The 24,664-nt window shown below is 62.9% G+C and carries 20 protein-coding genes; 19 read left to right on the forward strand and 1 reads right to left on the reverse strand.

Annotated features, from left to right (window positions below; genetic code table 11):
- Positions 1-91 precede the first annotated feature (91 nt).
- From gyrB to ung, 9 genes are all read left to right on the forward strand, one after another.
- A complete protein-coding gene (gyrB, locus tag AAF358_08500) occupies positions 92-2,479 on the forward strand; it encodes a DNA topoisomerase (ATP-hydrolyzing) subunit B (protein MEM7705576.1) in 2,388 nt (795 codons plus the stop codon).
- A 64-nt stretch (positions 2,480-2,543) separates the two neighbouring features.
- Positions 2,544-3,479: a type II secretion system protein GspC gene (gene gspC / locus AAF358_08505; GenBank protein ID MEM7705577.1), complete on the forward strand. Its 936-nt coding sequence runs from the start codon at positions 2,544-2,546 to the stop codon at positions 3,477-3,479.
- On the forward strand, positions 3,480-5,471 hold the full coding sequence (gspD, locus tag AAF358_08510; protein ID MEM7705578.1) for a type II secretion system secretin GspD: 1,992 nt from the start codon (positions 3,480-3,482) through the stop codon (positions 5,469-5,471).
- Positions 5,468-6,940, forward strand: a complete 1,473-nt coding sequence (gene gspE, locus AAF358_08515) for a type II secretion system ATPase GspE (GenBank protein ID MEM7705579.1) — start codon at positions 5,468-5,470, stop codon at positions 6,938-6,940. Before gspD ends, gspE begins: the two co-directional genes overlap by 4 nt.
- A gap of 15 nt (positions 6,941-6,955) precedes the next feature.
- Entirely contained in the window at positions 6,956-8,158 is a 1,203-nt protein-coding gene (gene gspF / locus AAF358_08520) for a type II secretion system inner membrane protein GspF (protein MEM7705580.1), read from the forward strand.
- An 87-nt stretch (positions 8,159-8,245) separates the two neighbouring features.
- The gene (gene ftsE / locus AAF358_08525) at positions 8,246-8,920 is read left to right on the forward strand and encodes a cell division ATP-binding protein FtsE (protein MEM7705581.1); all 675 of its coding nucleotides are present in this window, start codon (positions 8,246-8,248) and stop codon (positions 8,918-8,920) included.
- A complete protein-coding gene (ftsX, locus tag AAF358_08530; protein ID MEM7705582.1) occupies positions 8,917-9,894 on the forward strand; it encodes a permease-like cell division protein FtsX in 978 nt (325 codons plus the stop codon). Before ftsE ends, ftsX begins: the two co-directional genes overlap by 4 nt.
- Positions 9,895-10,015: 121 nt before the next feature.
- The gene (locus tag AAF358_08535) at positions 10,016-10,810 is read left to right on the forward strand and encodes a response regulator (protein MEM7705583.1); all 795 of its coding nucleotides are present in this window, start codon (positions 10,016-10,018) and stop codon (positions 10,808-10,810) included.
- A 49-nt stretch (positions 10,811-10,859) separates the two neighbouring features.
- Positions 10,860-11,534 (forward strand): uracil-DNA glycosylase, encoded by a 675-nt coding sequence (gene ung / locus AAF358_08540; GenBank protein MEM7705584.1) that lies wholly within the window; start codon positions 10,860-10,862, stop codon positions 11,532-11,534.
- 23 nt (positions 11,535-11,557) lie between these two features.
- Here ung and AAF358_08545 read toward each other — a convergent pair whose 3' ends face one another.
- Positions 11,558-13,597 carry a protein kinase gene (locus AAF358_08545; protein MEM7705585.1) on the reverse strand — a complete coding sequence of 680 codons (2,040 nt, stop codon included), beginning with the start codon at positions 13,595-13,597 and terminating at the stop codon, positions 11,558-11,560.
- A 182-nt stretch (positions 13,598-13,779) separates the two neighbouring features.
- On the opposite strand from AAF358_08545, the gene dctP reads away from it, so the two are divergent.
- The 10 genes from dctP (at position 13,780) to AAF358_08595 (ending at position 24,645) form a co-directional block, all read left to right on the forward strand.
- Positions 13,780-14,877 carry a TRAP transporter substrate-binding protein DctP gene (gene dctP / locus AAF358_08550; protein ID MEM7705586.1) on the forward strand — a complete coding sequence of 366 codons (1,098 nt, stop codon included), beginning with the start codon at positions 13,780-13,782 and terminating at the stop codon, positions 14,875-14,877.
- Positions 14,874-15,311, forward strand: a complete 438-nt coding sequence (locus AAF358_08555) for a hotdog fold thioesterase (protein ID MEM7705587.1) — start codon at positions 14,874-14,876, stop codon at positions 15,309-15,311. The genes dctP and AAF358_08555 overlap by 4 nt, the downstream gene beginning before the upstream one ends.
- Positions 15,308-16,282: a serine/threonine protein kinase gene (locus tag AAF358_08560; GenBank protein ID MEM7705588.1), complete on the forward strand. Its 975-nt coding sequence runs from the start codon at positions 15,308-15,310 to the stop codon at positions 16,280-16,282. The genes AAF358_08555 and AAF358_08560 overlap by 4 nt, the downstream gene beginning before the upstream one ends.
- Positions 16,279-17,085, forward strand: coding sequence for a lysophospholipid acyltransferase family protein (locus AAF358_08565; protein ID MEM7705589.1), 807 nt, complete (start codon positions 16,279-16,281; stop codon positions 17,083-17,085). Before AAF358_08560 ends, AAF358_08565 begins: the two co-directional genes overlap by 4 nt.
- The gene (locus AAF358_08570) at positions 17,069-18,097 is read left to right on the forward strand and encodes an alpha/beta fold hydrolase (protein MEM7705590.1); all 1,029 of its coding nucleotides are present in this window, start codon (positions 17,069-17,071) and stop codon (positions 18,095-18,097) included. The genes AAF358_08565 and AAF358_08570 overlap by 17 nt, the downstream gene beginning before the upstream one ends.
- Positions 18,094-20,178: a tetratricopeptide repeat protein gene (locus AAF358_08575; GenBank protein ID MEM7705591.1), complete on the forward strand. Its 2,085-nt coding sequence runs from the start codon at positions 18,094-18,096 to the stop codon at positions 20,176-20,178. Before AAF358_08570 ends, AAF358_08575 begins: the two co-directional genes overlap by 4 nt.
- 35 nt (positions 20,179-20,213) lie before the next feature.
- Positions 20,214-21,347, forward strand: coding sequence for a PQQ-dependent sugar dehydrogenase (locus AAF358_08580; GenBank protein MEM7705592.1), 1,134 nt, complete (start codon positions 20,214-20,216; stop codon positions 21,345-21,347).
- Positions 21,348-21,560: 213 nt separating this feature from the next.
- Entirely contained in the window at positions 21,561-22,349 is a 789-nt protein-coding gene (locus tag AAF358_08585) for an undecaprenyl-diphosphate phosphatase (protein ID MEM7705593.1), read from the forward strand.
- A gap of 260 nt (positions 22,350-22,609) precedes the next feature.
- Complete coding sequence (gene glnA / locus AAF358_08590; protein MEM7705594.1) at positions 22,610-24,019, forward strand: type I glutamate--ammonia ligase; 1,410 nt, start codon at positions 22,610-22,612, stop codon at positions 24,017-24,019.
- Between the two features lie 86 nt (positions 24,020-24,105).
- On the forward strand, positions 24,106-24,645 hold the full coding sequence (locus tag AAF358_08595; GenBank protein MEM7705595.1) for a DUF4124 domain-containing protein: 540 nt from the start codon (positions 24,106-24,108) through the stop codon (positions 24,643-24,645).
- The last annotated feature ends 19 nt before the right edge of the window (positions 24,646-24,664 follow it).

Consider the following 24,664-nt stretch of genomic DNA (forward strand, 5'->3'; position numbering starts at 1 on the left):
TTGCGGCGGCTGTGGTTAGAGCCCCCAGCCCCAAAGAAATCCGCCCGGCGCCCAACGTTTGCGCGTACCCGCCGGGCCTCTGAGAGAAGATATGACTGACAAATACGATTCCTCGAATATTAAGGTCCTTAAAGGCCTGGATGCGGTACGCAAGCGTCCGGGCATGTACATCGGTGACACCGATGACGGGACCGGACTACACCACATGGTTTTTGAGGTGGTGGACAACTCGATTGACGAAGCCCTCGCGGGTCACTGTGACAACATCAAGGTGATCATCAGAGCCGACAACTCGATCACCGTGAAAGATAACGGTCGTGGTATTCCGACCGATATTCACGAAGAGGAAGATAAGTCAGCCGCGGAAGTCATCATGACCGTGCTGCACGCTGGCGGAAAATTTGACGACAATTCCTACAAGGTCTCGGGGGGGCTTCACGGCGTCGGCGTCTCGGTAGTCAATGCGCTGTCCGAAAAGCTGGAAATGCGAATCCATCGGGAAGGGCAGGTTCACGAGCAGGAGTACCACCTCGGGGTACCGAAAGCACCGCTAACCGTCACGGGCGACACGACTCGGACGGGTACAACCATCTCGTTCTGGCCGAGTGCCGAGATCTTTTCCGATACCGAGTTTCATTATGAGGTGCTGGCAAAGCGCCTTCGCGAGCTGTCGTTTTTGAATTCCGGGGTGCGCATCGAGCTCATCGATCAGCGCAGCGGAAAACAGGACGTCTTTGAGTATGAGGGCGGTATCCGTTCATTCGTTGAACACTTAAGCGGGAAAAAAGCGGCGCTGCATCCCACGGTCGTCAGCTTTTCCACGGAAGCCCCCGAGGCGTCGGTCGAAGCCGCGCTGCAGTGGACCGACGCCTACCAGGAGAGCGTTTTCTGTTTCACCAACAATATTCCGCAGAAAGACGGCGGGACACACCTGGCGGGTTTCCGCGCAGCGCTTACTCGAACGATCAACCAGTACACCGAATCGGCCGCGAAGAATGCCAAGGTTCAGCTTTCTGGTGATGACTGTCGGGAAGGGTTGATTGCGGTTCTGTCGGTCAAAGTGCCCGACCCCAAGTTCTCGTCGCAGACCAAAGACAAGCTGGTGAGCTCGGAGGTCAAAGGGGTTGTTGAATCGGCCGTGAGCAAAAAGCTCTCGGAGTTTCTGCTGGAGCATCCGCAGGAAGCTAAAGCGATCACCGCCAAGGCGGTGGATGCAGCGCGTGCTCGCGAAGCCGCCCGTAAAGCGCGTGAGATGACCCGGCGCAAAGGCGCCATGGACATTGCCGGCCTTCCGGGCAAGCTGGCTGACTGCGAGGAAAAGGATCCGGCGCTTTGCGAACTGTTCCTGGTGGAGGGTGACTCCGCCGGCGGTTCAGCGAAGCAGGGACGTAACCGCAAATATCAGGCGGTGCTGCCGCTCAAAGGCAAGATCCTCAACGTAGAAAAAGCCCGTTTTGACAAGATGCTGGGCTCGCAGGAGGTGGGTACGCTGATCACGGCGCTGGGCTGTGGCATCGGCAGGGAGGAGTTTGATCCCGAAAAGCTGCGTTACCACCGCATCATTATCATGACCGACGCCGACGTGGACGGCTCTCACATCCGCACGCTGCTGCTGACCTTTTTCTACCGCCAGATGCGGGAACTCATTGAAAGAGAACACATTTATATCGGTCAGCCGCCGCTGTACAAGATTAAACACGGTAAGCAGGAGCAGTATCTGAAAGATGACGCGGAGCTGAGTCAATATCTGCTGGCGCGGGCGCTGGATAAGGCGCAGCTGGTCTATGATCCCGATGTCCCGCCGCTGACCGGTACGGGCCTCGAAAGTCTGATGAAGCGCTATCAGGCGGTCCAGCGGAGTGTTCGCCGGCTGTCTAACCACTACAGCGAAACGGTGCTGCAGGCGTTGATGGGTGTGAGCAAGCTCGACGCAACCGCCTTCGATAATCCCGGTTCAACCGCCGACTGGGCCAAGGAGCTGGAGTCACTACTCAACGCTGATACCGGGCCGAGCGATCGTTATGAGGTGGAGGCCACCAACGAAGGTCTGGTGGTGCACGAATATACCCATGGCGTCAGCACACCTCGGGTTCTGCCGCCCGAGTTTTTCGACGGCGCCGATTACCGAGCCATGATGGAGCTGGGTGAGCAAATCTCGGGGTTGATTCAGCCCGGTGCGGTGGTGTCGCAGGGAGATCGCAACAGCGAGGTGTCCAGCTTCGGCGAGGTTGAGGCTTGGCTGATGGAACAGGCCAAGCGCGGCCAGACCATTCAGCGGTTTAAGGGCCTGGGTGAAATGAACCCAGAGCAGCTCTGGGACACCACCGTCAATCCCGAAACCCGCAGGCTGCTGAAAGTGACCATCGAAGACGCGGTTGCGGCGGACGATCTTTTCAGCACCCTGATGGGTGATGTGGTGGAGCCTCGCCGAGACTTTATCGAGAAAAATGCTTTAAATGTCAATAACTTAGATATTTAAGGCGCCAACCATTCGAAAGCCGGCGGGATTCCCGCCGGCACCGCTTTGCGCTACCATCGCGCACATGTTTTCTCAAGTTGCCGAGCGTGATCCCGCGCAGACTGCAGCACTGCTGACTGGCTGGGTTGTGCTTCTGGCGGCGGTGGTGGGTTGCATCTGGCTGACAGCGTCGATCGTCTGGAAGCTGGTGGATCTGAATCCGGCGCCGGCACCCTCGCTTGGTGGCGACGCTGAACCCCTTGCCACGGCGGCGGCCCAATCGGTGGATCTGCCCGGCCTGCATCTGTTCGGGCAGTCGGGTATGGCGATACCGCTGGGTGGCGGCACGTTCGATGCACCCGAAACGAGTTTGGATTTGCTGCTGCGCGGGACGCTGGCCTCCGACGATCCTGAGGAAGGTATGGCGATTGTGGTGGACAGCGAGGGTGATGGATTCTATAGCGTCGGCGACGAGCTGCCCGGCGCCGCGCGGCTGCACGAGGTTTATACCGATCGCGTGGTGCTGGTGCACCAGGGCCGATTCGAGACGCTTCGCCTTCGTGATGAATCCAATCCGCCGCCGCGGCGGCGACTGGCTCGCAACGGCAATCGGAGCGGCAGCCGGGGCGCCGGACGCAGCGGGTCGCAGTCGATGCCCGGAATCCGCACCAGCGCGGTGCCGGGCGGAAACGGCCAGCAGGTGGACTGGCGCAACGTCCAGACCACGCTCCGCATCGACCCCGCGGAGCTGGCCCGCCAGGTCCGCGTATTACCCCACATGGAAAACGGGAAACCCGTTGGCGTACGCCTCCAGGCCGGCCGCGATAGCGCGGTGTTTTCCAAGCTTGGTCTCCGCAACACCGACATCATCACGGAAGTCAACGGCGTGCCTCTCGATAACCCGGCACGTTCATTTGAGCTGATCAACCAACTCAAGTCTCAGTCGAACTTTGCGGTCCGGCTCAAGCGTGACGGCCGGGAAATGACCCTGAACATCGACGCCAACCAGCTGGGAAATTAATTGACTAACCACCCAAACCTGCTGTCATTCACCGCCGCCGTGGGACTGGCGCTGCTGCTGGCTGTGGTCGAACCAAGCCGGGCGCAAAGCGGCAAGCTCAACCTGGAAGACGCCAGCCTTCAGTCGCTGGTCGCTACCGTCGCGGAGGTCACCGGCAAGAACTTTGTCCTCGACCCGCGCGTTCAGGAAGTGACGGTCAACGTCATCTCCAACCGGGACATGAACCCGGACGAAATGTACGAGCTGTTTTTATCCGTACTGAGGGTTCATGAGTTCTCCGCTGTCCCGGCCGGAGATGTCATTAAGATTGTGCCGGATGCAAAGGGGCTGCGGGACGCTATCCCGCTGGTTAACAACAACCCTCGCGGTGACCAGCTGGTCACTCAGGTCATTGAGGTCAAGCACGTCCCGGCAGCCCAGCTGGTGCCGCTGCTGCGTCAGCTGATCCCCCAGAACGGCTCGGTGGCGGCCCACGAAGGTTCCAACGTGCTGGTGATTTCTGACCGCGCCGCTAACGTATCGCGGTTGGCACAGATCATTCGTCGCATCGATACCGTAAGCGAAGATGACGTGGAGGTGATGGCGCTGCAGCACGCCAACGCCATCGAGGTGGTGCGAGCACTCAACACGGCCACCGCAGGTTCCGGGGCCAACGGAGCTGGCGGCCCTAAAGCCCTGGCAGATCAGCGTACCAACAGCGTGCTGTTGTTCGGCGATCCCGCCGTCCGGCTGCGCTACAAAACAATTGTCTCCCACCTGGACACGCCCATCGAAAGTGGTGGTAGTACCCAGGTAATCTATCTCCGTTACGCCAGCGCGGAGTCGCTGGTACCGATCCTCGACAGCGTGGTGCGTGGGCCAGAAGGTGACGCCACGGACGGCCCCGCTACCATCCAGGCTCACGCCGAGACCAACTCCCTTGTGATTACCGCGCCCCCAGCTGTGTTTCGGACGGTGCAGTCAGTTGTGCGTCAGCTCGACGTGCGCCGTGTCCAGGTGCAGGTGGAGGCGATTATCGCGGAGGTTGCCACAGATTTTGCGCGTGAGCTGGGCGTTCAGTGGCAGGCTGCTTCGCTCGACTCTCTAGGCGATTCGGGACCGATCGGGGGTACCGGTTTTCCCACAAACTTTGGCACCGGCCCCGATATCCTCGACCTGACGCCAACCGGTGAAAACGTCTTTCCCAACCTCTCCGCCCTGGGTGCCGGTCTCAATCTCGGCTACCTGTCCGGCGTGATCGAAGTTCAGACCGGGGTGGATGCTGACGGTATCCCGATCATCCAGGAGATCCCGCGGCTCAACGCGCTGGTCACGGCACTGGATTCGGACGCGGACAACAACGTGCTCTCTACCCCTTCCATTGTGACTCTGGATCACCAGGAGGCCGTGATCAATGTCGGCCAGGAGGTTCCGTTTGTTACCGGTCAGTTCACCAATACCGGCGCCAACCAGGCGGCGGTCAGCCCGTTTCAGACCATTACCCGGGAAGACGTCGGCCTGACGCTGACCGTCACGCCGCACGTCAATGAGGGTGATACGGTGATCCTGGCGATCCAGCAGGAGGTGTCGAGCATCTCGGCCCAGTCGGTAGCGGTGGACCTGATCACCAACAAGCGGGAGCTCTCGACCACAGTCATGGTGCCGGACGGTGGCGTGCTGGTCCTCGGCGGCCTCATCGACGATGCCGTGTCCGAGCGCATTCAGAAGGTCCCAGCGCTGGGTGACATTCCGCTGCTTGGCAATCTGTTTAAGTATCGGACCACGCAGCGCACCAAACGAAATCTGATGGTCTTTATCCGGCCACGTATCCTCAAAGATCAGGCTACGATGGATGCGGTTACCGGCGCCAAATACAACTTCATGCGCGATTCGCAGATCGAGGAGCGGCAGAGCTACGAGGGGCTGCTGCGTGCTGAATCGTTGCCCCTGCTGCCGACGCTCGAAGAATATCGCGAAGTGCAGGAGGCGGAGCCCGAAAGCTCGGACCAGTGAACACCAGACCCCATCGACCCTCGTACGGCTTTGCCCGACGCAACGGGGCAACCCTGCTCGAGTGGCGCGGTGACCGGGCCGCGGTTGCTTACCGTCAGGGCGTGCGGCCGGAAGCGCTGCTCGAGCTCAAGCGTTACCTCGGTGCTGAACTGGAGCTGCAGGCCCTGCCCGAAAAAGCCTTTGATGATCTGCTGCAAAAGCTTTACCAGCACGGTGGCGGCGATGCCCGGCAGATGGCCGAGGACATCTCCGACGAGCTTGATCTCAAGCAGATCGCCGAAGAGCTCGCCGAGCCTGAAGACCTGCTGGAGAGTGAGGACGATGCACCGATCATCCGACTGATCAACGCGCTGCTTACCGAAGCGGTCAAAGAAAACGCCTCCGATATTCACATCGAGCCGCTGGAAAACAGCCTGATGGTCCGCTTTCGGGTGGACGGCGTGCTGCGGCAGGTCCTGGCGCCGGAGCGTCGCGTGGCTGGGCTGGTCGTGTCGCGGATCAAGGTGATGGCTCGACTCGATATCGCCGAGAAGCGCCTTCCGCAAGACGGCCGGATTTCGCTGCGCGTCGCCGGTCGCCCGGTGGACGTCCGCGTCTCCACCATCCCGTCGAGCCACGGTGAGCGTCTCGTGCTCCGGCTACTGGACAAACAAGCCGGCCGTCTGGATCTGGAGGAGCTCGGCATGGGTCAGCAGACCCGCGACAGCCTCCAGCAGCTCATCACCCGGCCGCACGGCATCTTGCTGGTCACCGGGCCCACCGGTTCGGGCAAGACCACCACGCTCTATGCGGCGCTTGGACGCCTCAACGATCGAACCCGCAACATCATGACGGTGGAAGATCCCATCGAATACGACATCGAGGGGATCGGCCAGACGCAGGTAAATCCCAAGGTGGAGATGGACTTCGCCCGGGGCCTGCGCGCGATTCTGCGCCAGGATCCGGACGTGGTGATGGTCGGGGAAATCCGCGATCTGGAGACGGCGCAGATTGCGGTGCAGGCGTCGCTGACCGGCCACCTGGTTTTAGCCACCCTGCATACCAACAGCGCTATTGGCGCGGTGACCCGTTTGCGGGATATGGGGGTCGAACCGTTCCTGCTCGCGTCCAGCCTGATTGGCGTTTTGGCGCAGCGCCTGGTTCGGGTGCTGGATCCCTCTCTGCGGCAGCCTTATGCGGCCGGGGGCGCTGAGCTCAGGGCTTTTGGTCAACCGGCAGACAGCCAGGTCACGCTGCACCGACCGCCTGCCGAACCGCCGGGGGCCGGCTATCGCGGCCGTACCGGGATTTACGAGCTGGTCGCGATGGACGAAACGCTCCGGGAGCTCATCCACGACAGCGCAGGCGAAGCGGCCCTGGAGACCCACGCCCGGCGCCACTGGCCCAGTCTGCTGGACGATGGCTGGCGCCTCGTTAGCAGCGGTGTGACCTCGGTGGAAGAGGTGCTGCGCGTCACTCGACAGGAATAAGCGCGGCATATCGTTATGGGCGCTTACGAATACTCTGCACTCGACACCCAAGGGCACACCAAAAAGGGGGTGCTCGCCGGCGATACCGCCAGGCAGGTCCGCCAGCAGCTGCGTGAGCAGGGACTCAGTCCGCTCAGGGTTGACCCGGTTACCGAGGCCAGCGGCGGGTTTGGTGTCCGTCGCTTGTCGACTAGCGAACAGGCCCTGCTGCTCCGGCAGCTCGCCAGCCTCCTCGGCGCCGGCCTGCCGCTGGAAGAATCTCTCGCAACCGTCAGCCAGCAAAGCGACCGGGCGGGCAGCAAAAAAATCATGACCGCCCTGCGGTCCCGCGTCATGGAGGGGCACGCGTTGTCGTCGTCCATGGCCGAATTTCCAGGCGCGTTTCCACCGCTGGTGCGCGCCTCGATCGCCGCCGGCGAACAGTCCGGCCAGCTCGACCGGGTGATGAACCGTCTCGCGGACTACGCCGAAAGTCGCGACGCGCTCGGTCGGAAAGTTCTGCTGGCGATGCTTTACCCGGCCATCGTGGCGGTGGTGGCGGTGGCCACGATGATGGGACTGTTGACCTACGTTGTGCCCCAGGTTGTGACCGTCTTCAACTCGATGGACCAGAGCCTGCCGTGGCTGACCCGGGCGCTGATGGCGCTCAGCGGATGGCTCACGCAGAACATCGGCTGGCTGCTGCTGGCGCTCGTGGCCGCTGCCGTTTTGGTGGGCCTGGCCCTGCGTCAGCCGTCGCTGCGACAGCTCTGGCACCGTACGCTGCTGCGCCTCCCGATCCTCGGTCGGCTGAGCCGCGCCGCCAATACCGCCAGGCTCTGCCGAACGTTAAGCATCCTGACCGGCAGCGCCGTCCCGCTGCTGGACGCACTGAAAATTTCGGCTGATGTTCTCAGCAATTTGACGATGGCCAAAGCGACACGCGAGGTGACGCGCCAGGTCCGCGAGGGCGGCTCGCTGAGCCGGAGCATGCAGGCCAGCGCCGTTTTCCCGCCGCTGGTGGTGCGGCTGATCGCCAGCGGTGAAAAAAGTGGGGAGCTGGACCAGATGCTGGAGCGAGCCGCTGAACACCAGGACCGGCAGGTGGAATCCACCGTGGCGGTGTTTACCGGTGTGCTTGAGCCCGTGATGATCCTGCTCATCGGCGGCATGGTGCTGACGATCGTGCTGGCCATCCTGCTGCCGATTTTCCAGCTCAACCAGCTGACCGGCGGCTGATCTCGTGCCGCAGCACTTGACGCTTGCGGGCGGACGGCACCGAGCCGACGCTCAGCAGCACGATGGCGCAATGAGCGTGGTTAACCCATGATCCGTTTCGACGCGGTGGCCAAGCGATATGCCGGCGGCAACCAGGCCCTGGAAGACTTGAGTTTTGAGATCGGCGCTAGCGAAATGGTTTTTGTTTCCGGCCATTCGGGCGCCGGAAAAAGCACCCTGCTGAAGCTGATAGCGCTCATGGAGCGACCCACGCAGGGTGTCGTGCTGATGGACGGCAGCAACGTCGGCCGGATCCGCCGCCGAGGGATTCCCGCTCACCGCCGCCGGGTGGGCATGATCTTTCAGGATCATCGGCTGCTGCCCGAGGCCACCGTCTTTGACAACGTTGCGCTGCCGTTGGTGATTGCCGGGGTGAAGCGTAGCGAGCGACAGCGCCGCGCGAGGGCCGCCCTCGATGCGGTTGGCCTCCGGGAGCGTGAACGAGCGTTGCCGGCACAGCTTTCGACCGGGCAGCAGCAGCGCGTGGGCATCGCGAGGGCCATCGTTAATCGCCCGCCGGTGGTTCTCGCGGACGAGCCGACCGGCAATCTCGACCCTGAGCTCTCCGCCGAGATCATGAACCTGTTTGCTGAGCTCAGCCGCAGCGGTATCTGTTTTCTGGTGGCCAGTCATGATCTGTTTCTCGTCAGGCGCATGAAGTGTCGGGTCCTGGTGCTGGAAAACGGTCGATTGATCGATGATTTCCGGCCACAGAAACCGTGAAGCGAACCAAAAACGTCAAATCGTCCAACGCCTCAGGCTCGCGGTCGAGTCAGGGTTCGCTCTCCTCCTTTTTTGAACACCACCTGGACTCGGCGATTGGCAGCATCCGGCGTTTGCTCGCCCGACCGCTCGGGAGCGCTATGACCGCCGCGGTGCTGGCCGTAGCGCTCGGCTTGCCGGCGGCTTTTTATTGGCTCATTGGAAACCTTCAGACCGTGGGTGACCAATATCCCGATGCTCGCCAGATCTCGGTTTTCCTACCGGCTGACGGCGATCGCGCGGCTGCTGAAGCGCTGGCGGCGAAGCTGCGGTCCCGCGAGGATGTGCAGGCGGTGGACCTGCTGGATCCGGAGGAGGAGCTGATGCTTTTGCAGCAGCGATTTGCCGACCCAGCGCTGATCGAGGCGCTGCCGGCCAATCCGCTGCCCTGGACGGTGCTGGTCACGCCGGCAGCTCAGTTCAAGGACACGGCATCGGTCAGCGCGCTGGCCCAGAAGCTGGAGGTTTTGCCAGGCGCTGAGTCAACGTTGCTCGACATGGCCTGGCTGGATCGGCTGAACGCCCTGCTCGCGCTCGCGGGCCGCGCCGCGCTGGTGCTTGCTGTCCTGCTGTCAATGGCGGCCCTGCTGATCGTCGGTAATACGATCGGCCTGGAGCTCAAGACCCGCAGCGTCGAGATTGAAATCACCCGACTGCTGGGGGCCACCGACAGCTTTGTGCGTCGCCCGTTTCTCTACCTTGGCCTGAGCTACGGCCTGCTGGGTGGCACGCTGGCAGCGCTGGTGATTGTGCTTGGCGTCGGGCTGCTGGCCGGACCCGTCAGCGAGCTGGCGGCAAGCTATAGCAGTGACCTCACCCTGCGCTGGCCCGGCGTCCTGTTTGTCGCCGCGCTGGTTGCCGGGGGCGGCGTCATCGGTTGGGGCGGCGCCTGGCTGGCGGCTGGCCGTCAGCTCGGTGCTCTGGATCCCGACTAGCCTTCCGTCTTGCCCATGGAGCGGGCAGGCGCAACAATGCATGAGCCGAACGCAGTGCTCGGCCCAAAGCCCGGTCGAAGCCCCGAACCGGGCTCTGACTACTGGTCTCAAGGAAACGTAGGTGGAACAAGGCGGCCGAATTCTCATCGTCGACAGCTCGAAAGTGACGCGACGGTTGATAGAAAAAACCGTGGCGCAGGCGCTGCCGGATGCGCAGATTGTGGCCTGCGACAGCGCCGCCACAGCGCTCGAAGAGTTTGCCGGCGGCAGCGTCGACCTGGTGAGCACGGCCATTTCCCTGCCGGACATGAACGGTATGGATCTCGCCGCTGAGCTTCGCGGCCGCAGCGATCAGCGCTTTATGCCTATCATCCTGGTCTCCGGCGACGTCAATGACCGGCTACAGAACCGCGATATCACCGAACACGTGACGGACTACTTCGACAAGTCTGATGGGTTTAAGGCCCTCGGGGCTTTCATCCAGGGTTACGTCAAGCCCGATACCTCGGTTACCGGCCATATCCTCTACGTCGAAGATAGCCGGGTTGTGGCGGTTGCTACCCGCCGCATCATGGAAGCGGCGGGTTTCAGCGTTCAGCATCTGGTGACTGTCGAGGAAGCCCTCGAGATCCTGGAGGGTAATCTCGCTTCGCTCGGCGGTCCGGCGATCGATGTGGTGCTCACCGATGTCTACCTGAAAGGCGGACTGACCGGCATGGATCTGGTGCAAAAGATTCGCGGTCCGCTCGACCTTGGTCGAAGCCGGCTGCCGATCATTGTCATGACCGGAGATGACAACAAGGACAAGCAGGCCGCCCTGCTGCGCGGCGGCGCCAACGATCTGGTGGCCAAACCCATCGACGAAGATTTGCTGGTCAACAAGCTGCGGTTCCAGCTGCAGCTTGCGCAGGGTTGAGGGCGATACCGCTCGCGTGACAGAAGCCGACCAAAAAGCTGACACCACCATTATCAGCGACGCGTGGGACCCGATCCTCGCCAGCGAGTTTGACGCGCCTTACATGAAGGAACTCCGGGCGTTTCTGAAAGCGGAAAAGTTGGCCCGCAAAGTTCTCTACCCGCCGTCAGCCAAGGTCTTTGACGCGCTGCGCCTGACGGGTTTCGACGACGTTCGCGTGGTGATTTTAGGGCAGGATCCCTACCACGGCCCCGGCCAGGCCCACGGCCTGTCATTTTCTGTGCCGGCCGGCGTGCCGATCCCGCCATCACTCAAAAACATCCTGCAGGAGATCCATGACGATCTCGGCATCCCAGCGCCCGCTCACGGCAATCTGGTGCACTGGGCGATGCAGGGAGTGCTGCTGCTTAACGCGGTGCTGACGGTGGAGCAGGGCAATGCGGGAGCGCACCAGGGAAAAGGCTGGGAGACGTTTACCGATGCGGTGGTCAGCCGGCTGGATCAGTCCCGCAGCGGCCTGGTTTTTCTGCTATGGGGTAGTTACGCGCAGAAAAAGGGGCAGCTGATCAACCGAGACCGGCACCTGGTGCTCGAGTCTGCTCACCCGTCACCGCTGTCGGCTCACCGCGGGTTTCTCGGGTGTCGCCACTTCTCCCGGGCCAACGATTATCTCGCCTCGCAGGCGCTGCCGCCCATCGACTGGTCCCTGCCGCAGCTAGACTAGCCTTAGGGCTTGACCGATGGCTGCTAACGCTGGCTGTAGCTCACCAGCGCCGCGGCCACGTCGTCGACAATCGGGCCCACCTCTTCCTTGGCTTTTTCGTCAGCGTTCAGCGTGGTGAAGTCCACCTTGCGAGTCCAGCCGCGGCCGAGCGGCCGCCGATCCTTCAGCGAAATATTTCGGATCTTGACGTTGACCGAATACAGCGTGCTGAACTGGCCGTAATACTGCAGCTGCGTCTCGCCGATGTAGTCGATTTCCGCCAGCACCAGCACGTCGCCACCGTTGTCCTGGATCAGCCCCGAGAGGCCCGCCAGATCGACGCCCTGCTCGTTGGCGAACACGCCGATATCTGGGAAAAACGCTTCGTCCAGCACGTCGAGTTCCCGGTCCAGCAGCGCGTTTTCGAGCAGCTGCTCGACCGGGCCCGCCAGGGCTCGATCTCCGACGGCCACAACAACCATCCGCGGATCAGCCGCCGGCTGCGACACCGCGGGTGACACCGAAGCCACCTGCAGCGGCTCCGCTTTCGCGGGCGCCGGCTGAGCTGTCACCGGCGTGGTGACCTGCGCGACGGACTGCGGTTGATCCGCGACCTGGGCAGTGGTTGGCGCTGCCTTCTGTGTCTCAGGCTGGGTGGTGACGGCGGCCGTCAACGCAGCCGGTTCAGTGCTGGGGTCCGGGGTCGTCCCCGACACTTCGCCGCCAGTCTGCGTCGTGGCGTCGGCCATAGCAATCTTTTCAGATCCTGCATCGGAGGTAGTGGTTTCTGACTTCACTTCGGTATCGACCGCGTCGCTGTCCGCCGCTTCGCTGGAAGCTGCCAGCAGCGCCTGTTCGAGATCCTCGCCGCTGATGGTTTCGTCCGATTCGCCAGCGTCGTCCGCTACCGGGTCGATAGACTCGCCGTCATCCAGGCTTTGTGCCTTGGCCATCACCGGCTCGTCGTTAGCGCCGTCGGAGAAAAGCTGATCTTGGAACACGAACGCTGCGCCACCGGCGATACCCACCAGCAGCAGCGCCGCAATGGCAGCCGGCAGCCAGCGTGGGCCGGAGCTGGTTGACGTCTCGGCCGGGACGGCCGCGGGCGCCTGAGGCGGCAGCTGGTTGCCAGGCCCGGACACCCGGGTGGCCTCGACCGATCCGGTGCCCAGCTCCGGGATGGATTCGAGCTGGCTCAGGGCCGTGGTTCTCGCCTGGTTAAACGCGTTGTTGGCCGCCCCCGGCCCTTCCACCGGCGGTGGCGCGGCGATGGGGTTACTGCCTTTTAGATCGGCGAGTAGCTCGCGGCAATCCGGATAGCGCTGATCCGGGTCTTTGGCGATCATCCGGGCCAGAATCTGGCAGGTCCGTTCGTCGACCTCGGCATTAACCGAACGCACGTCCGGGATCTCCGCCTTGACCACCTCCAGCATCATGCCGAGCGGGCTGGCTTCGGTGAACGGAATGTCCCCCGTCAGCATCTCGTAGAGCACAATGCCCAGCGCGAAGATATCGGAGCGCTGATCCACCGGCTGCCCGACGCACACCTCCGGCGACAGGTAGCCCGGCGTACCGACAAATTCGCCGGTGTTGGTCAGGCGCTTGGATAGATCCTGCACCATGGCGATACCAAAGTCGGCGAGCTTGACGTTGCCGTTGCTGCCCAGCATGAGATTGCCTGGCTTGATATCGCGATGCACAACCCCGCGGTCGTGGGCCACCGACAGACCTTCAGCCGCCTGCTTGAGAATATCCAGGGCCTCGGCGATGGGCAGCCGCCCATCACGCTTCAAACGTTCGCTGAGCGACTCGCCCTCCACGTACTCCATCACGAAGTAGGGCTGACCCTCGTCCTCGCCGATAAAGTAGATTTGAATAATGCGGGCATCGTTCAGCGCCGCCATCGATTTGGCCTCGCGCTTGAAACGTTCGACGACGCTTTCATCGGTCGCCAGCTGTTCCGACAAAACTTTGATGGCCACATGCCGATTCAGCGCTTCGTCGTGGGCTTTAAAGACCACGCCCATGCCGCCGCGACCGAGCTCCGACTCGACCTTATATTGCCCGAAAGATTCTTTACCCATCACCCGTTTCTCCTGCTGCTGCTGGCCCACCGCTAATGGCGGGCGAGACAACATTCCCGAGCATAGTTTAGCAACGTGGGGCGGGCAAATCGTGCGATCGGCTCCGCAAAACGTGTAAGAAAAGCCCCCGTCGCCCCGCCGAGGTAAAATGACGGGTCAACCAACAAAGGCGACCCAGCTTCATGGAACGACGAACATTTCTGCGCTCGAGCGGCGCTCTGGCGGCCGGCGCTGTGGCGGTCAGCGGTTGCGCTCAGACCGACTGCGGCCCGGGGGAAGCGGTCAGCGAACCTTCCCGCGAATGGAAGATGGTGACCTCCTGGCCACAGAATTTCCCGGGTCTGGGCAGCGGTGCGGCGGACCTGGCAGCGGCGATCACGGCCATGAGCGGCGGCCGGCTCAATGTCAAAGTGTACGGTGCCGGTGACCTCGTACCGGCGTTTGAGGTCTTCGACGCCGTCAGCGCCGGTACGGCGGAGATGGGCCACAGCGGCGCCTACTACTGGAAGGGCAAGTCGCAGGCTCTGCAGTTTTTCTCCGCCATCCCGTTCGGCTTGAACGGTCAGGCCATGAACGGCTGGCTCTACGAAGGCGGTGGCCTGGAGCTTTGGACCGAAATTTACGACGACTTCAACCTGGTCCCGTTTCCCGCCGGCAACTCAGGCGTTCAGATGGGCGGCTGGTTCAACAAGCCGATCGACACGGTCGAGGATCTCCAGGGTCTCAAGATGCGTATCCCGGGCCTGGGTGGCGAGGTCCTTCGGCGCGCCGGCGGCACGCCCGTCACGCTGCCGGGGGCCGAGATTTTCACCGCCCTGGAGGCCGGTACGATCGACGCCACCGAATGGGTGGGTCCGTACAACGATCGGGCGTTCGGCCTGTATCAGGCGGCCCGCTATTACTATTATCCCGGCTGGCACGAGCCCGGTACCACCCTTGAGTGCATGGTCAACAAGCAGGCGTTCAACGAGCTGCCGGCAGATCTGCAGGCGATCGTGCGCCACGCGTGTCGTTCGATCAACGACTCGATGGCGGCCGAGTTTACGGCCCAGAACGCCTACGCCTTGAGCGAAATCCGCAAGGATCCGTCGGTGGAGCTGCGGCCGTTTCCGGAACCGGTGCTGCAATACCTGCGGCAGCTTTCGCTTGACGTGGTTGAGGAGATCGCCGCCGCCGATCCGCAGTTCAAACGGGTGCTCGACTCGTATCTCGAATTCGGCGATCAGGTCAGGGGCTGGAACGAGATCTCCGAGCAGGCCTATGCGGGAGCGGGGCTGTGAGTTCGGTTGACGCCATATGGCATCACTCGGTTCAGGCTGGAGATATCGAGGGGGTCTGTAAGGGGGGCATGCCGGGCAATCTGGAGATCCGAATCGACGAGCTTGCCCCAGGCTTTATGCGCGGCTCGATGCCGGTCAATGAAAAGACACACCAGCCTTACGGCCTGCTTCACGGCGGCGCCTCCTGCGTGCTGGCGGAAACGCTTGGCTCCATCGCCGCCGCGCTGGTGGTCGATCAGGAGCGGTGGATCGTGCTCGGCCAGGAGATCAACGCCAACCACCTGCGAGGCGTCCGCGACGGTCGGGTTCACGGCGTGGCCACACCCGAACACATCGGGAGCCGGTCGCAGGTCTGGTCGATCCGGATCCACGATGATCAGCAACGGCCGGTTTGCGTCTCCCGCCTGACGGTGGCTGTCGTCGAAAAGCGGTGAGCGATGACGCGCCTTATGCTGGTCTGGGCCCGGAGCAGGTGTTGGACGCGGTGGCCAGCGTCAACCTGCCCGTAGACGGCCGTCTGCTGGCACTGAACAGCTTCGAAAACCGCGTCTATCAGGTGGGCGTGGAGGACGCGGATCCGGTGGTGGCCAAGTTCTACCGACCTGGCCGCTGGACCAATGAAGCAATCGAGGAAGAGCACGGCTTCTCAGCCTATCTGGCTGAGCTGGACCTGCCCGTTGTCGCGCCGCTCGGTTTTGATGGCCAAACGCTGCTCACATGGCAGGACTACCGTTTTGCGCTTTTTCGCCGCCAGGGTGGCCGCGAGCCGCTGCTGGAAAGCGAAGAAAACCTCGAATGGATGGGTCGCTTCCTGGGTCGGCTGCACGCCGCCGCTGCGGATCGCCCGTTTCAACACCGTCAGCGGCTGCTCGACCTTGAGCGAACGGAAAGCGCCGTCGCCTTTGTCCAGGCCTGCCCTCAGCTGCCGATGGAGGCTGCGGGCCGCTACCGCGATGCCACCACCGCACTGCTGAGTGCCCTGGCCGAGCGAGTGGGCGCCGGCCGCTGGGCGGAACAGTCGATTCACGGCGACTGTCATCGCGGAAACGTCCTGTGGACCGATCGAGGCCCCCACCTGGTGGATCTCGACGACTGCCAGACCGGCCCGGTGGTACACGATTTCTGGATGCTGCTCGACAGCGACCTTGTGCAGCGCCAGCGCCAGCTGGACAGCCTGCTCGAAGGGTACGAGCAGTTCGCTGAGTTTCCCTGGACGCAGCTTCAGCTGGTTGAGGCGCTTCGGTCCCAGCGCATGGTAGAGTACGCCGCCTGGATTGCCCGGCGCTGGGAAGACCCGGCATTTCCGCGGCTGTTTCCCTGGTTCGCCGAAGGACGCTACTGGGATGAGCATATCCAGGCGCTGAACGAACAGACGATGCTGCTGCAGGCAGGCAGACACCAATGACCAATCCGCAGGAAAACTCCGCCGCTCCTCGCGCCCCCAGCGATCCCTGGGGCATGCTGCGCATGGCCGGCCGCTTGCCGCTGCTGGCGCTGCATGCGCTGGTTAGCCTGCCGGTGACGCTCGCGGTGGTTTCCCAGGGCTACAACAAAGAAGGTGCGCGCCGGCGGTGGGCCGAAGGCTGGATGGCCTGGTGGTCGGGCACCATGCTCCGAATCTTTGGGTTTCGGATCGAGGTCCGCGGCGAGCCCGCCGCGGAGCCGGTGTTCATCCTGGCCAACCACATGTCCTGGGCGGACATCGAGCTCATTCACAGTCAGCTGGCCGCGGGTTTTGTCGCCAAGGCGGAGATCGCTCGCTGGCCGCTCATCGGCTTTATGGCCAAAGTTGGCGGCACCGTGTTTCATCAGCGCGGCCATAGTGGCTCCCAGGCTCAGGTCACCGGGGCGCTGGCCGACCGGCTGCGAAGCGGACGCTCGGTGGCGATCTTCCCAGAGGGCCGGACGGGCCCGGGTCGACCCGTCCTGCCGTTCCACGGCCGCATGCTGCAGGCGGCGGTAGAGACCGACACGCCGATCCAGCCGGTGGCCATCACCTTTTTGCGGGACGGACGTTTTACGCCCGAGATAGCGTTCGGCGCCAATGAAAGCTTCGGCGCGTCGCTGGTTCGGCTGCTGCGGCAGCGAACGACGGTGGCGCGGATTCACTTTCTGGATACCCGGGCGCCCGATCTCGGGCGCAGCGAGCTGGCGCGCTGGGCGCGCTCGAAGGTGGCCCAGGTGGTGGAACATGACGACCCACTTTAAGCCGGCCCCGGGGCTGGCCAATCCCCACCTTCAGTCCATCATGGCAAGCTCGGCGCTGCGGCGGTTTCGCATGAGCCGGCCGATGCGGACGCTACGCGAGATCAGCGAGCCGCACATCCTGACCACGGCCAGCGGCGTTCGCCTGGCTGGCCTTCATACCCCGGCGTCGGTCGACCGGCCGCGCGGGCTGGTGATGTTGTTTCATGGCTGGGAAGGCAGCGCGGAGTCCACCTATCTGGTGGAGACCGCGTTTTCGCTGTGGCGAGCTGGCTACAGCGTGTTCCGCTTGAACTTCCGGGATCATGGCGACACGCACCATCTCAATCCGGGCATCTTTCACTCCTGCCGTATCGACGAGGTGGTCGAGGCGTGTCAGGAGATTCAGCAGCTCAGCCCGGTCAGGCCGCTGCTGCTGGCCGGATATTCGCTGGGCGGCAACTTTGCGTTGCGGGTTGCGCTGCGGGCGCCCGATGCCGGGATCGATCTGTCGCACGTGGTGGCGGTCAGCCCGCTGATCAGCCCGGCCAACGGTCTGCGGGCCATCGAGCAGGCGCCGTGGTTCTACAACCACTACTTCATGCGCAAATGGCGGCGTTCGCTGCGTCGCAAGCAGAGTCTTTTTCCCCACCACGGCATCGACGACGACCTGCTGAGCGGGGATATGTACGAACTTACTGACCGGCTCGTCAGCCGATATACCGATTATGAGGGGGCGCCTCCATACTTCGAAGGCTACTCGATCGCCGGCACCAGGCTGGCGAGGCTCCAGGTACCGGCCACGCTGCTGACGGCCGAGGATGACCCGGTCATTCCGGTAGAAGATTTTGATCACCTCAGCCTGCCTTCCCATACTGATATCATGCGCTACCCCCACGGGGGCCACTGCGGATTTATTCACTCGTGGCGGCTGGAGAGCTGGGCCGTGAAATTTCTCGTACAGCGATTCAATAACGTGATCGGCGACAGCGCGATTGTTGTCCCGGACCACGTCAGGACACACACCGAATCATGATTGAACAAGCCATCGCGCTGCATAAGGCGGGCGATATTGAAGCGGCGGAAAAAGCTTACCGTGAGCTGCTGGCGGCGGAGCCGGAGAACTTTGAGGCCCTGCATTTTCTGGCGCTGATTCGCCAGAACGCGGGTGCCCTGGACGAAGCGCTTGATCTGACCGAGAAGGCCATTGAGCTTCAGCCTGAGGTGGGTACCTATCACGCGACCCTGGGCGGCATCCGATATGCTCAAGGTGACCTGCCGGCGGCCCGAGCCAACTTCGAACACGCGCTGAGCCTCAATCCGAATCTGCCTGAGGGTCACAACACGCTCGGCTTCCTGCAGCTGCAGCTGGGTGAGCCGGAGACGGCGAAAAAAACGCTAAACACGGCCCTGCGACTGGATCCCGATTCGGTCCCGGTGCACGCAAACCTGGCTCAGGTAGCCCTCGCCCTCGGGCGCGTCGACGAGGCGGTAAACCTCTGTCAGCGCGCTCTGTCCATAGATCCGAAAAGCCTGCCGGCCCGGGCGACGCTGGCCGAAGCCCTGCTGGCGCAAGGCGCGTTTGCGATCGCTGAACAAGCCTTTCGAACCTGCCTGACCGAACGCCCCGGCGTGCCGGCCTGGCAAGCTGGGCTGGCGAACACGCTCGTCGCCCAGCAGCGGGCCGAGGAAGCGCGCGCGGTGACCCATGAGGGACTGGCGAATCATCCCCGGAACCCCATTCTTCGGGCAGCTGCCGGCCACGCGGCGCTGGCGCTTTCGCACTGGCACGATGCCGCCGACCATTTTCAGCAGTCCCTGCTGGTCCGCCCGGGACATCACGCCACGATCGAAGGACTTGGCGATGCGCTGTGGGCCCGAGGCGAGCTTGATCAGGCGCGGCAGTGTTTCGAAGCCGTGCCGACGCCGGCGAGTCGGGTCAAAGCCCTGTCGGTCGCCGCTGAACTCGGCGATGCTGAAGCGGCGACGGCTGGCCTGAGCCAGTTGCTGGCAGAAAACCCGGGCGACTCGGGAGTGAGTCTCGCGCTGGCCTCGGTGCAGGCGGCGGGAGACGATTTAAACGCGGCGCTCGCAACAGCGGAAAGCAGCCTCGGCACTGACGGTGCCGACGGCGCCGAGGTGCCGCGCAATGCGGTGGCCCTGCTGGCGGCCGAATTGGCGCTGAAGCTCAAACAACCCGAGCGTGCGGTCGGCGCTCTAAGACACTTTGCCGCCAATCGTTCTAGCGATCGCGACGGAGCGCTGGCCCGGGAGTTTGAGGCGCGCGCTATGGACCAGGCCGGGGACTACGCGGCGGCCGCTACGGCTTTTCAGGGCGTGACGCGGGAAGTCCATATCGCGCCGGTCAGCCTGCCGGCGTCAGAGCTTCCGCCGGCGCCGGAAAGCCCCATCGACGATGGTCGCGAGCCGCCGGTAGTGGTCACCGGTTCACCCGGCAGCGGCGTCAACCTGCTCGCCAGGATGCTGGCCGGCGGGCAGCACTTTGACGTGCTCGAAGACCGATTCATCGAGCCAGGCCAGCGCCGGGATTTTCTGGACTCGAGCGCTGAGCGGCGCCGCGGAAAACGCTCGCCCGAGGAACAGCACCGGTTAGAGCGCCGGGCGTACTGGAACGCGGCTGAGCGTCGTCGCGACCACATCGAAGGACGCGTGCTTGCCCTGGATGTGGTCCCCATGACTCAGGCTCGCATAGGCGCGCTGGCGAGCTATTTCCCCGGCGCAACCGTCATCCTTGCCGTGCGCCATCCCGCAGATCTGCTGCTTCATGCAAGGACGCTGGGGTGGCGTGAGGGCTTGATCAGCGCCGACACGCTTCTGAATTTTTATCGGAGTGTGCTGGACGTCGAGGGCGTGACGCTGCTGCCGGTGAACGTCGGCGATCTGCCGGCGGCTGCGGATGGGATGGCGGACGCGCTGGCCGAGCCGCTGGCACCGCTGACCGCCCGCTATGAGATCACCCTGGCTGGCGTCGGCCGTAGCCTGGACAGCCGCTTCACCGATCATCATCTGCCCAACGGCCAGCATCAGCACTACCGCGAAAACCTTGCCCTGCTGAATCCGTCCCTGAGCCAGCTGGCGGGCGATCTGGGTTTCTGAGGCGGCGGGGCCGCCAAACCATTGAGGTAACGACTATGAATTTTCGACTTAAGCCTCTCGGCGGCGCCGCACTGCTGGCGCTCAGTAGCGTCGGCATCGACGCGGTGGCGCGCGACCTGCCGCTCGACCGCCTGTCCCTGCCTGAGGGGTTTTCCGTAGAACTGTTTGCGGACGACGTGCCCAACGCGCGTGCCATGACTCGCGGCGATCGGGGAACGCTGTTTGTGGGCTCACGCAAGGCGGGCAAAGTCTACGCTGTGGTCGACAAAGATGGTGATCACCGCGCGGATGAGGTCTTTACGATCGCCAGTGGCCTGAAGCTCCCGAGCGGTATCGCGTTTCGCGACGGCGCCCTGTTTGTCGGTGCGGTGAGCACCGTGTATCGGCTGGACGATATCGAGTCGCGGCTGGACAATCCGCCGACGCCGGTGGTGGTCACCGACCAATTTCCTTCCGAAACGCACCACGGCTGGAAATATTTGGGCTTTGGCCCTGATGGCAAACTCTACGTGCCGGTTGGCGCTCCCTGTAACGTCTGCCTCGAAGACGGTTACGCGGAGATCAAGCGCATGGACCCGGACGGCTCTAACGTTGAGACGGTGGCGCAGGGGGTTCGCAATTCGGTCGGATTTGACTGGCACCCGCAAACCGGAGAGCTGTGGTTCACCGACAACGGGCGCGACATGATGGGGGACGACGTGCCGCCCTGTGAGCTCAATCACCTGGCTCAGCCCGGTCAGCATTTTGGCTTTCCGTTCTGCCACGGTGGAAACGTGGCGGATCCGGAGTTTGGTGAGCAGGCAGCCTGCAGCGAGTTTCGTCCGCCGGCTGCGCGGCTTGGCGCCCACGTGGCGCCGCTGGGCATGAAGTTTTATGTCGGCAGCCAGTTTCCCGCGGAGTACCGGGAGCAGATCCTGATTGCGGAGCACGGCTCGTGGAACCGGAGCAAGAAAAGCGGTTATCGCCTGACGTTAGCCCGCCTGGACGGCGACGAGGTGACGAGCTACGAAGTGTTCGCCAGCGGCTGGCTGGGGGACGACGAGAGCGTCTGGGGTCGACCGGCTGATCTGCTGGTCTGGGACGATGGGTCGCTCCTGGTGTCGGACGACAGCGCCGGCGTCATCTACCGCATTTATTACGAGGGTTCACAGACACCGATCGCACCCTAGTAGGGTGTTGAATAAGCCATCCATGGCCCATGGTTACGATGATGGCAACGACGCCAAATGGAAAATGCGATTTTCACTTGGCTCACATTTTCGATAGCTGGCAGTCATCGAAAGTGCCGGCACATCCGTGTGCCGGACGACGGGCGTTGAAAAACACGGTTTTTCAATTGACTGCTAGCATACCGGCCCCCTTTATTAGAGACCGCTAAGACCATGGACGTCTGGCAAATCCTGCTGCTGGCCCTGGTCCAGGGGCTGACCGAGTTTCTGCCCGTTTCCAGCTCGGCCCACCTGATACTGGCCAACCGACTGTTCGGCTGGGCCGATCAGGGGCTGGCCATGGACGTGGCGGTTCACGTCGGCTCGCTGCTGGCGGTCGTGGGCTATTTTCGTCGCGACCTCCTCGCCATGCTGAGCGGTGGCTCCTCGCCGGCATTCCCGGAGTTTCCGGCGCGGTCGCTGGCGATTTGGCTGGTTCTGGTCACCGTGCCGCTGGTGGTTCTCGGTGTGCTGTTCGCTGACGTCATCGGCACCGAGCTTCGGCGGATCGAGGTGATCGGCGCTGCGTCGATCGTGTTTGGTCTGGTCCTTTGGCTTGCTGATCGCTGGGGCCGCCGCAGCGACACCCGGGTTAAGCCCGCGGCGATGATCAGCATGGGTCTGGCGCAAGCGCTGGCCCTTATCCCCGGCACCTCCCGCTCCGGCATCACCATGAGCGCAGGGCTGGCTGCTGGGCTGGATCGCCAGACCGCCAGCCGCTTCGCTTTTCTGATGGCTATTCCAGCCCTGGGGTCCGCCGGGGTTTACAGTGCCTGGGACCTGCTGTCTTCCGGCCAGGATCCCCACCTGGGAGAATTTGCCCTGGCGGTGGCGGCCTCGGCCGTCGGCGCGTGGGTTTGCATCGACGCGTTTCTACGCCTGGTTGGGCGGCTCGGCATGCTGCCGTTTGTCATCTATCGCGTTGCGCTGGGCGTGTTCCTGCTGGTGCTGGCCGCCACCTGACACCGAGGCTACCCGGAGTGTTCAGCGGTTCGAACCTCCATCATCTGTCGTCACTTGTCCTGCCGAATTGGTGCGTTCTATGCATTTCGCACCAATATAATGCACAATATTGGTGCAATCTGAGGTTCTATCGAGCCACAGCGGTGCGTTTACGGGCCTTTTGCCGTGGCACGCGCCTTGCTTCATCTCATCGGATACTTCCACAGCACGCCCCCCATCGGGGCCGCCCGATTTCCAAACACGAGGAGAACTTTATGGTCATGGCTGGCGAAGACGTCATTAAAAAAATCAAAGATGAAGAGATTGCGTTCGTAGATCTGCGCTTTTGCGACAGCAAAGGTAAAGAGCAGCACGTGACCGTTCCCGCCGGCGTGGTGGACGAAGACCTTTTTGAGGAAGGCAAGATGTTCGACGGTTCGTCGATCGCCGGCTGGAAGGGCATCAACGAGTCCGACATGATTCTTATGCCCGAGGCCGACACGGCGGTACTGGACCCGTTTGCTGATGAGCTCACCCTGAATCTCCGCTGCGACGTCCTCGAGCCCGCTACGATGCAGGGCTACACCCGTTGCCCTCGATCCACCGCCAAGCGGGCCGAAGCTTTTCTGAAGTCGTCCGGTATCGCGGACACGGCCTACTTCGGTCCGGAGCCCGAGTTTTTCGTCTTCGACGACGTGAAATGGAGCAACGAAATGCACGGGTGTTCCTACCTCATCGACTCTGAGGAAGGTGCCTGGGCGACCAACAAGGACTACCCCGACGGCAACATGGGCCATCGGCCGGGCGTCAAGGGCGGCTATTTTCCGGTCCCGCCCGTGGATTCGCTCCACGATATGCGTAGCGCTATGTGCCTGACGCTGGAAGCGATGGGTGTGCCGGTTGAGGTCCACCACCACGAGGTCGCCACCGGCGGCCAGTGTGAGATTGGCACGGCGTTCAACACGCTGACCACCCGCGCGGATCAGAATATGATTCTCAAGTACGTGGTCCACAACGTGGCGCACGGCTTCGGCAAAACCGCCACCTTCATGCCCAAGCCGCTGGTCGACGACAACGGCAGCGGCATGCACGTGCACCAGTCCATCGCCAAAGACGGTCAGAACCTGATGTCGGGTGAAGGGTACGGCGGCCTGTCTGATACCGCGATTCACTACATCGGCGGAATTTTCAAGCATGCGCGGGCGATCAACGCCTTTGCGAACGCCTCCACCAACAGCTACAAGCGTCTGGTGCCTGGCTTTGAAGCGCCCGTGCTGCTGGCCTACTCGGCCCGCAACCGCTCCGCTTCGATTCGGATCCCGTACGTGTCCAGCCCGAAGGCCCGCCGCATTGAGGTCCGATTCGGCGACTCCTGCGGCAATCCGTACTACACCTTTGCCGCCATGCTGATGGCCGGCCTCGACGGCATTCGCAATCAGATCCATCCGGGTGAGCCGATGGATAAGGACCTGTACGACCTGCCGCCGGAAGAGGAAGAGTCTATCGCGACGGTCTGCCATTCGCTGGATCAGGCGCTGGCCTCGCTGGACGCCGACCGCGACTTCCTGAAGGCTGGGGACGTCTTCAGTGACGACCTGATCGACGGCTACATCGACCTCAAGATGGAAGAGGTCACGACGCTGCGTAAGAGCACGCATCCGGTCGAAATGGCGCTGTACTACTCGCTTTAAGGTCCTGGCGGGCGGATCGGACCTTAACGTTCGATCCGCCCTGCGGGCGTTACAATAAAGGGTATCCGATGTGGAGAAGTTGTCCCATGAGAACCTTGATTATGTGTATCGCTGGCACAGTCCTGCTTTTCGCCCTGAACGCCGCAATGGCTCAGGCCATCTACAAGACGGTGGACGCCGACGGCAACGTGACCTATACCGACCAGCCGCCCAATCCGGAGGCCCAGCCGATGGATCTTCCGCCGATTACGGTTGCTGATCCTTATGAAGCGCGAGCCAACCGCTCGGCCAAGAACGATGAGCCTGTGGAGGAGCTGGTCCCCTACGCCGACTTTCGTCTGCTCAGTCCAACCCAGGAAGAGCACTTCTGGGGCACCGGCGGTACGTTTACCGCTCAGGTCGCCTCGAGCCAGCCTCTGGCGCGTGGCCACCTCGTCCAGTTTTATCTCGACGGCAGCCTGGCCGGCACCGGTACCGGCAACTTTCTGGAGTTCACCAACATCGACCGCGGCGAACATCGCATCCGCGCTGAGATCACCACGCCCAGCGGCGAGATCCTGGCCCGCACCGAAGACGTGGTGTTTTTTATGCGCCAGCAGACCGTCATCAACCGGTCCCGCAACTAGGTTCATATTCTTGGGGAGC

The sequence above is a fragment of the Pseudomonadota bacterium genome (assembly GCA_039033415.1).
Taxonomy (GTDB): domain Bacteria; phylum Pseudomonadota; class Gammaproteobacteria; order Xanthomonadales; family SZUA-38; genus JANQOZ01.

Bases quoted from the DNA above. Each gene is read 5' to 3' on its own strand.
- gyrB (MEM7705576.1), top strand. From the start codon at position 92: ATGACTGACAAATACGATTCCTCGAATATTAAGGTCCTTAAAGGCCTG.
- gspC (MEM7705577.1), top strand. From the start codon at position 2,544: ATGTTTTCTCAAGTTGCCGAGCGTGATCCCGCGCAGACTGCAGCACTG.
- gspF (MEM7705580.1), top strand. From the start codon at position 6,956: ATGGGCGCTTACGAATACTCTGCACTCGACACCCAAGGGCACACCAAA.
- ftsE (MEM7705581.1), top strand. From the start codon at position 8,246: ATGATCCGTTTCGACGCGGTGGCCAAGCGATATGCCGGCGGCAACCAG.
- AAF358_08545 (MEM7705585.1), bottom strand. From the start codon at position 13,597: ATGGGTAAAGAATCTTTCGGGCAATATAAGGTCGAGTCGGAGCTCGGT.
- dctP (MEM7705586.1), top strand. From the start codon at position 13,780: ATGGAACGACGAACATTTCTGCGCTCGAGCGGCGCTCTGGCGGCCGGC.
- AAF358_08565 (MEM7705589.1), top strand. From the start codon at position 16,279: ATGACCAATCCGCAGGAAAACTCCGCCGCTCCTCGCGCCCCCAGCGAT.
- AAF358_08570 (MEM7705590.1), top strand. From the start codon at position 17,069: ATGACGACCCACTTTAAGCCGGCCCCGGGGCTGGCCAATCCCCACCTT.
- AAF358_08575 (MEM7705591.1), top strand. From the start codon at position 18,094: ATGATTGAACAAGCCATCGCGCTGCATAAGGCGGGCGATATTGAAGCG.
- AAF358_08580 (MEM7705592.1), top strand. From the start codon at position 20,214: ATGAATTTTCGACTTAAGCCTCTCGGCGGCGCCGCACTGCTGGCGCTC.
- AAF358_08585 (MEM7705593.1), top strand. From the start codon at position 21,561: ATGGACGTCTGGCAAATCCTGCTGCTGGCCCTGGTCCAGGGGCTGACC.
- glnA (MEM7705594.1), top strand. From the start codon at position 22,610: ATGGCTGGCGAAGACGTCATTAAAAAAATCAAAGATGAAGAGATTGCG.
- AAF358_08595 (MEM7705595.1), top strand. From the start codon at position 24,106: ATGAGAACCTTGATTATGTGTATCGCTGGCACAGTCCTGCTTTTCGCC.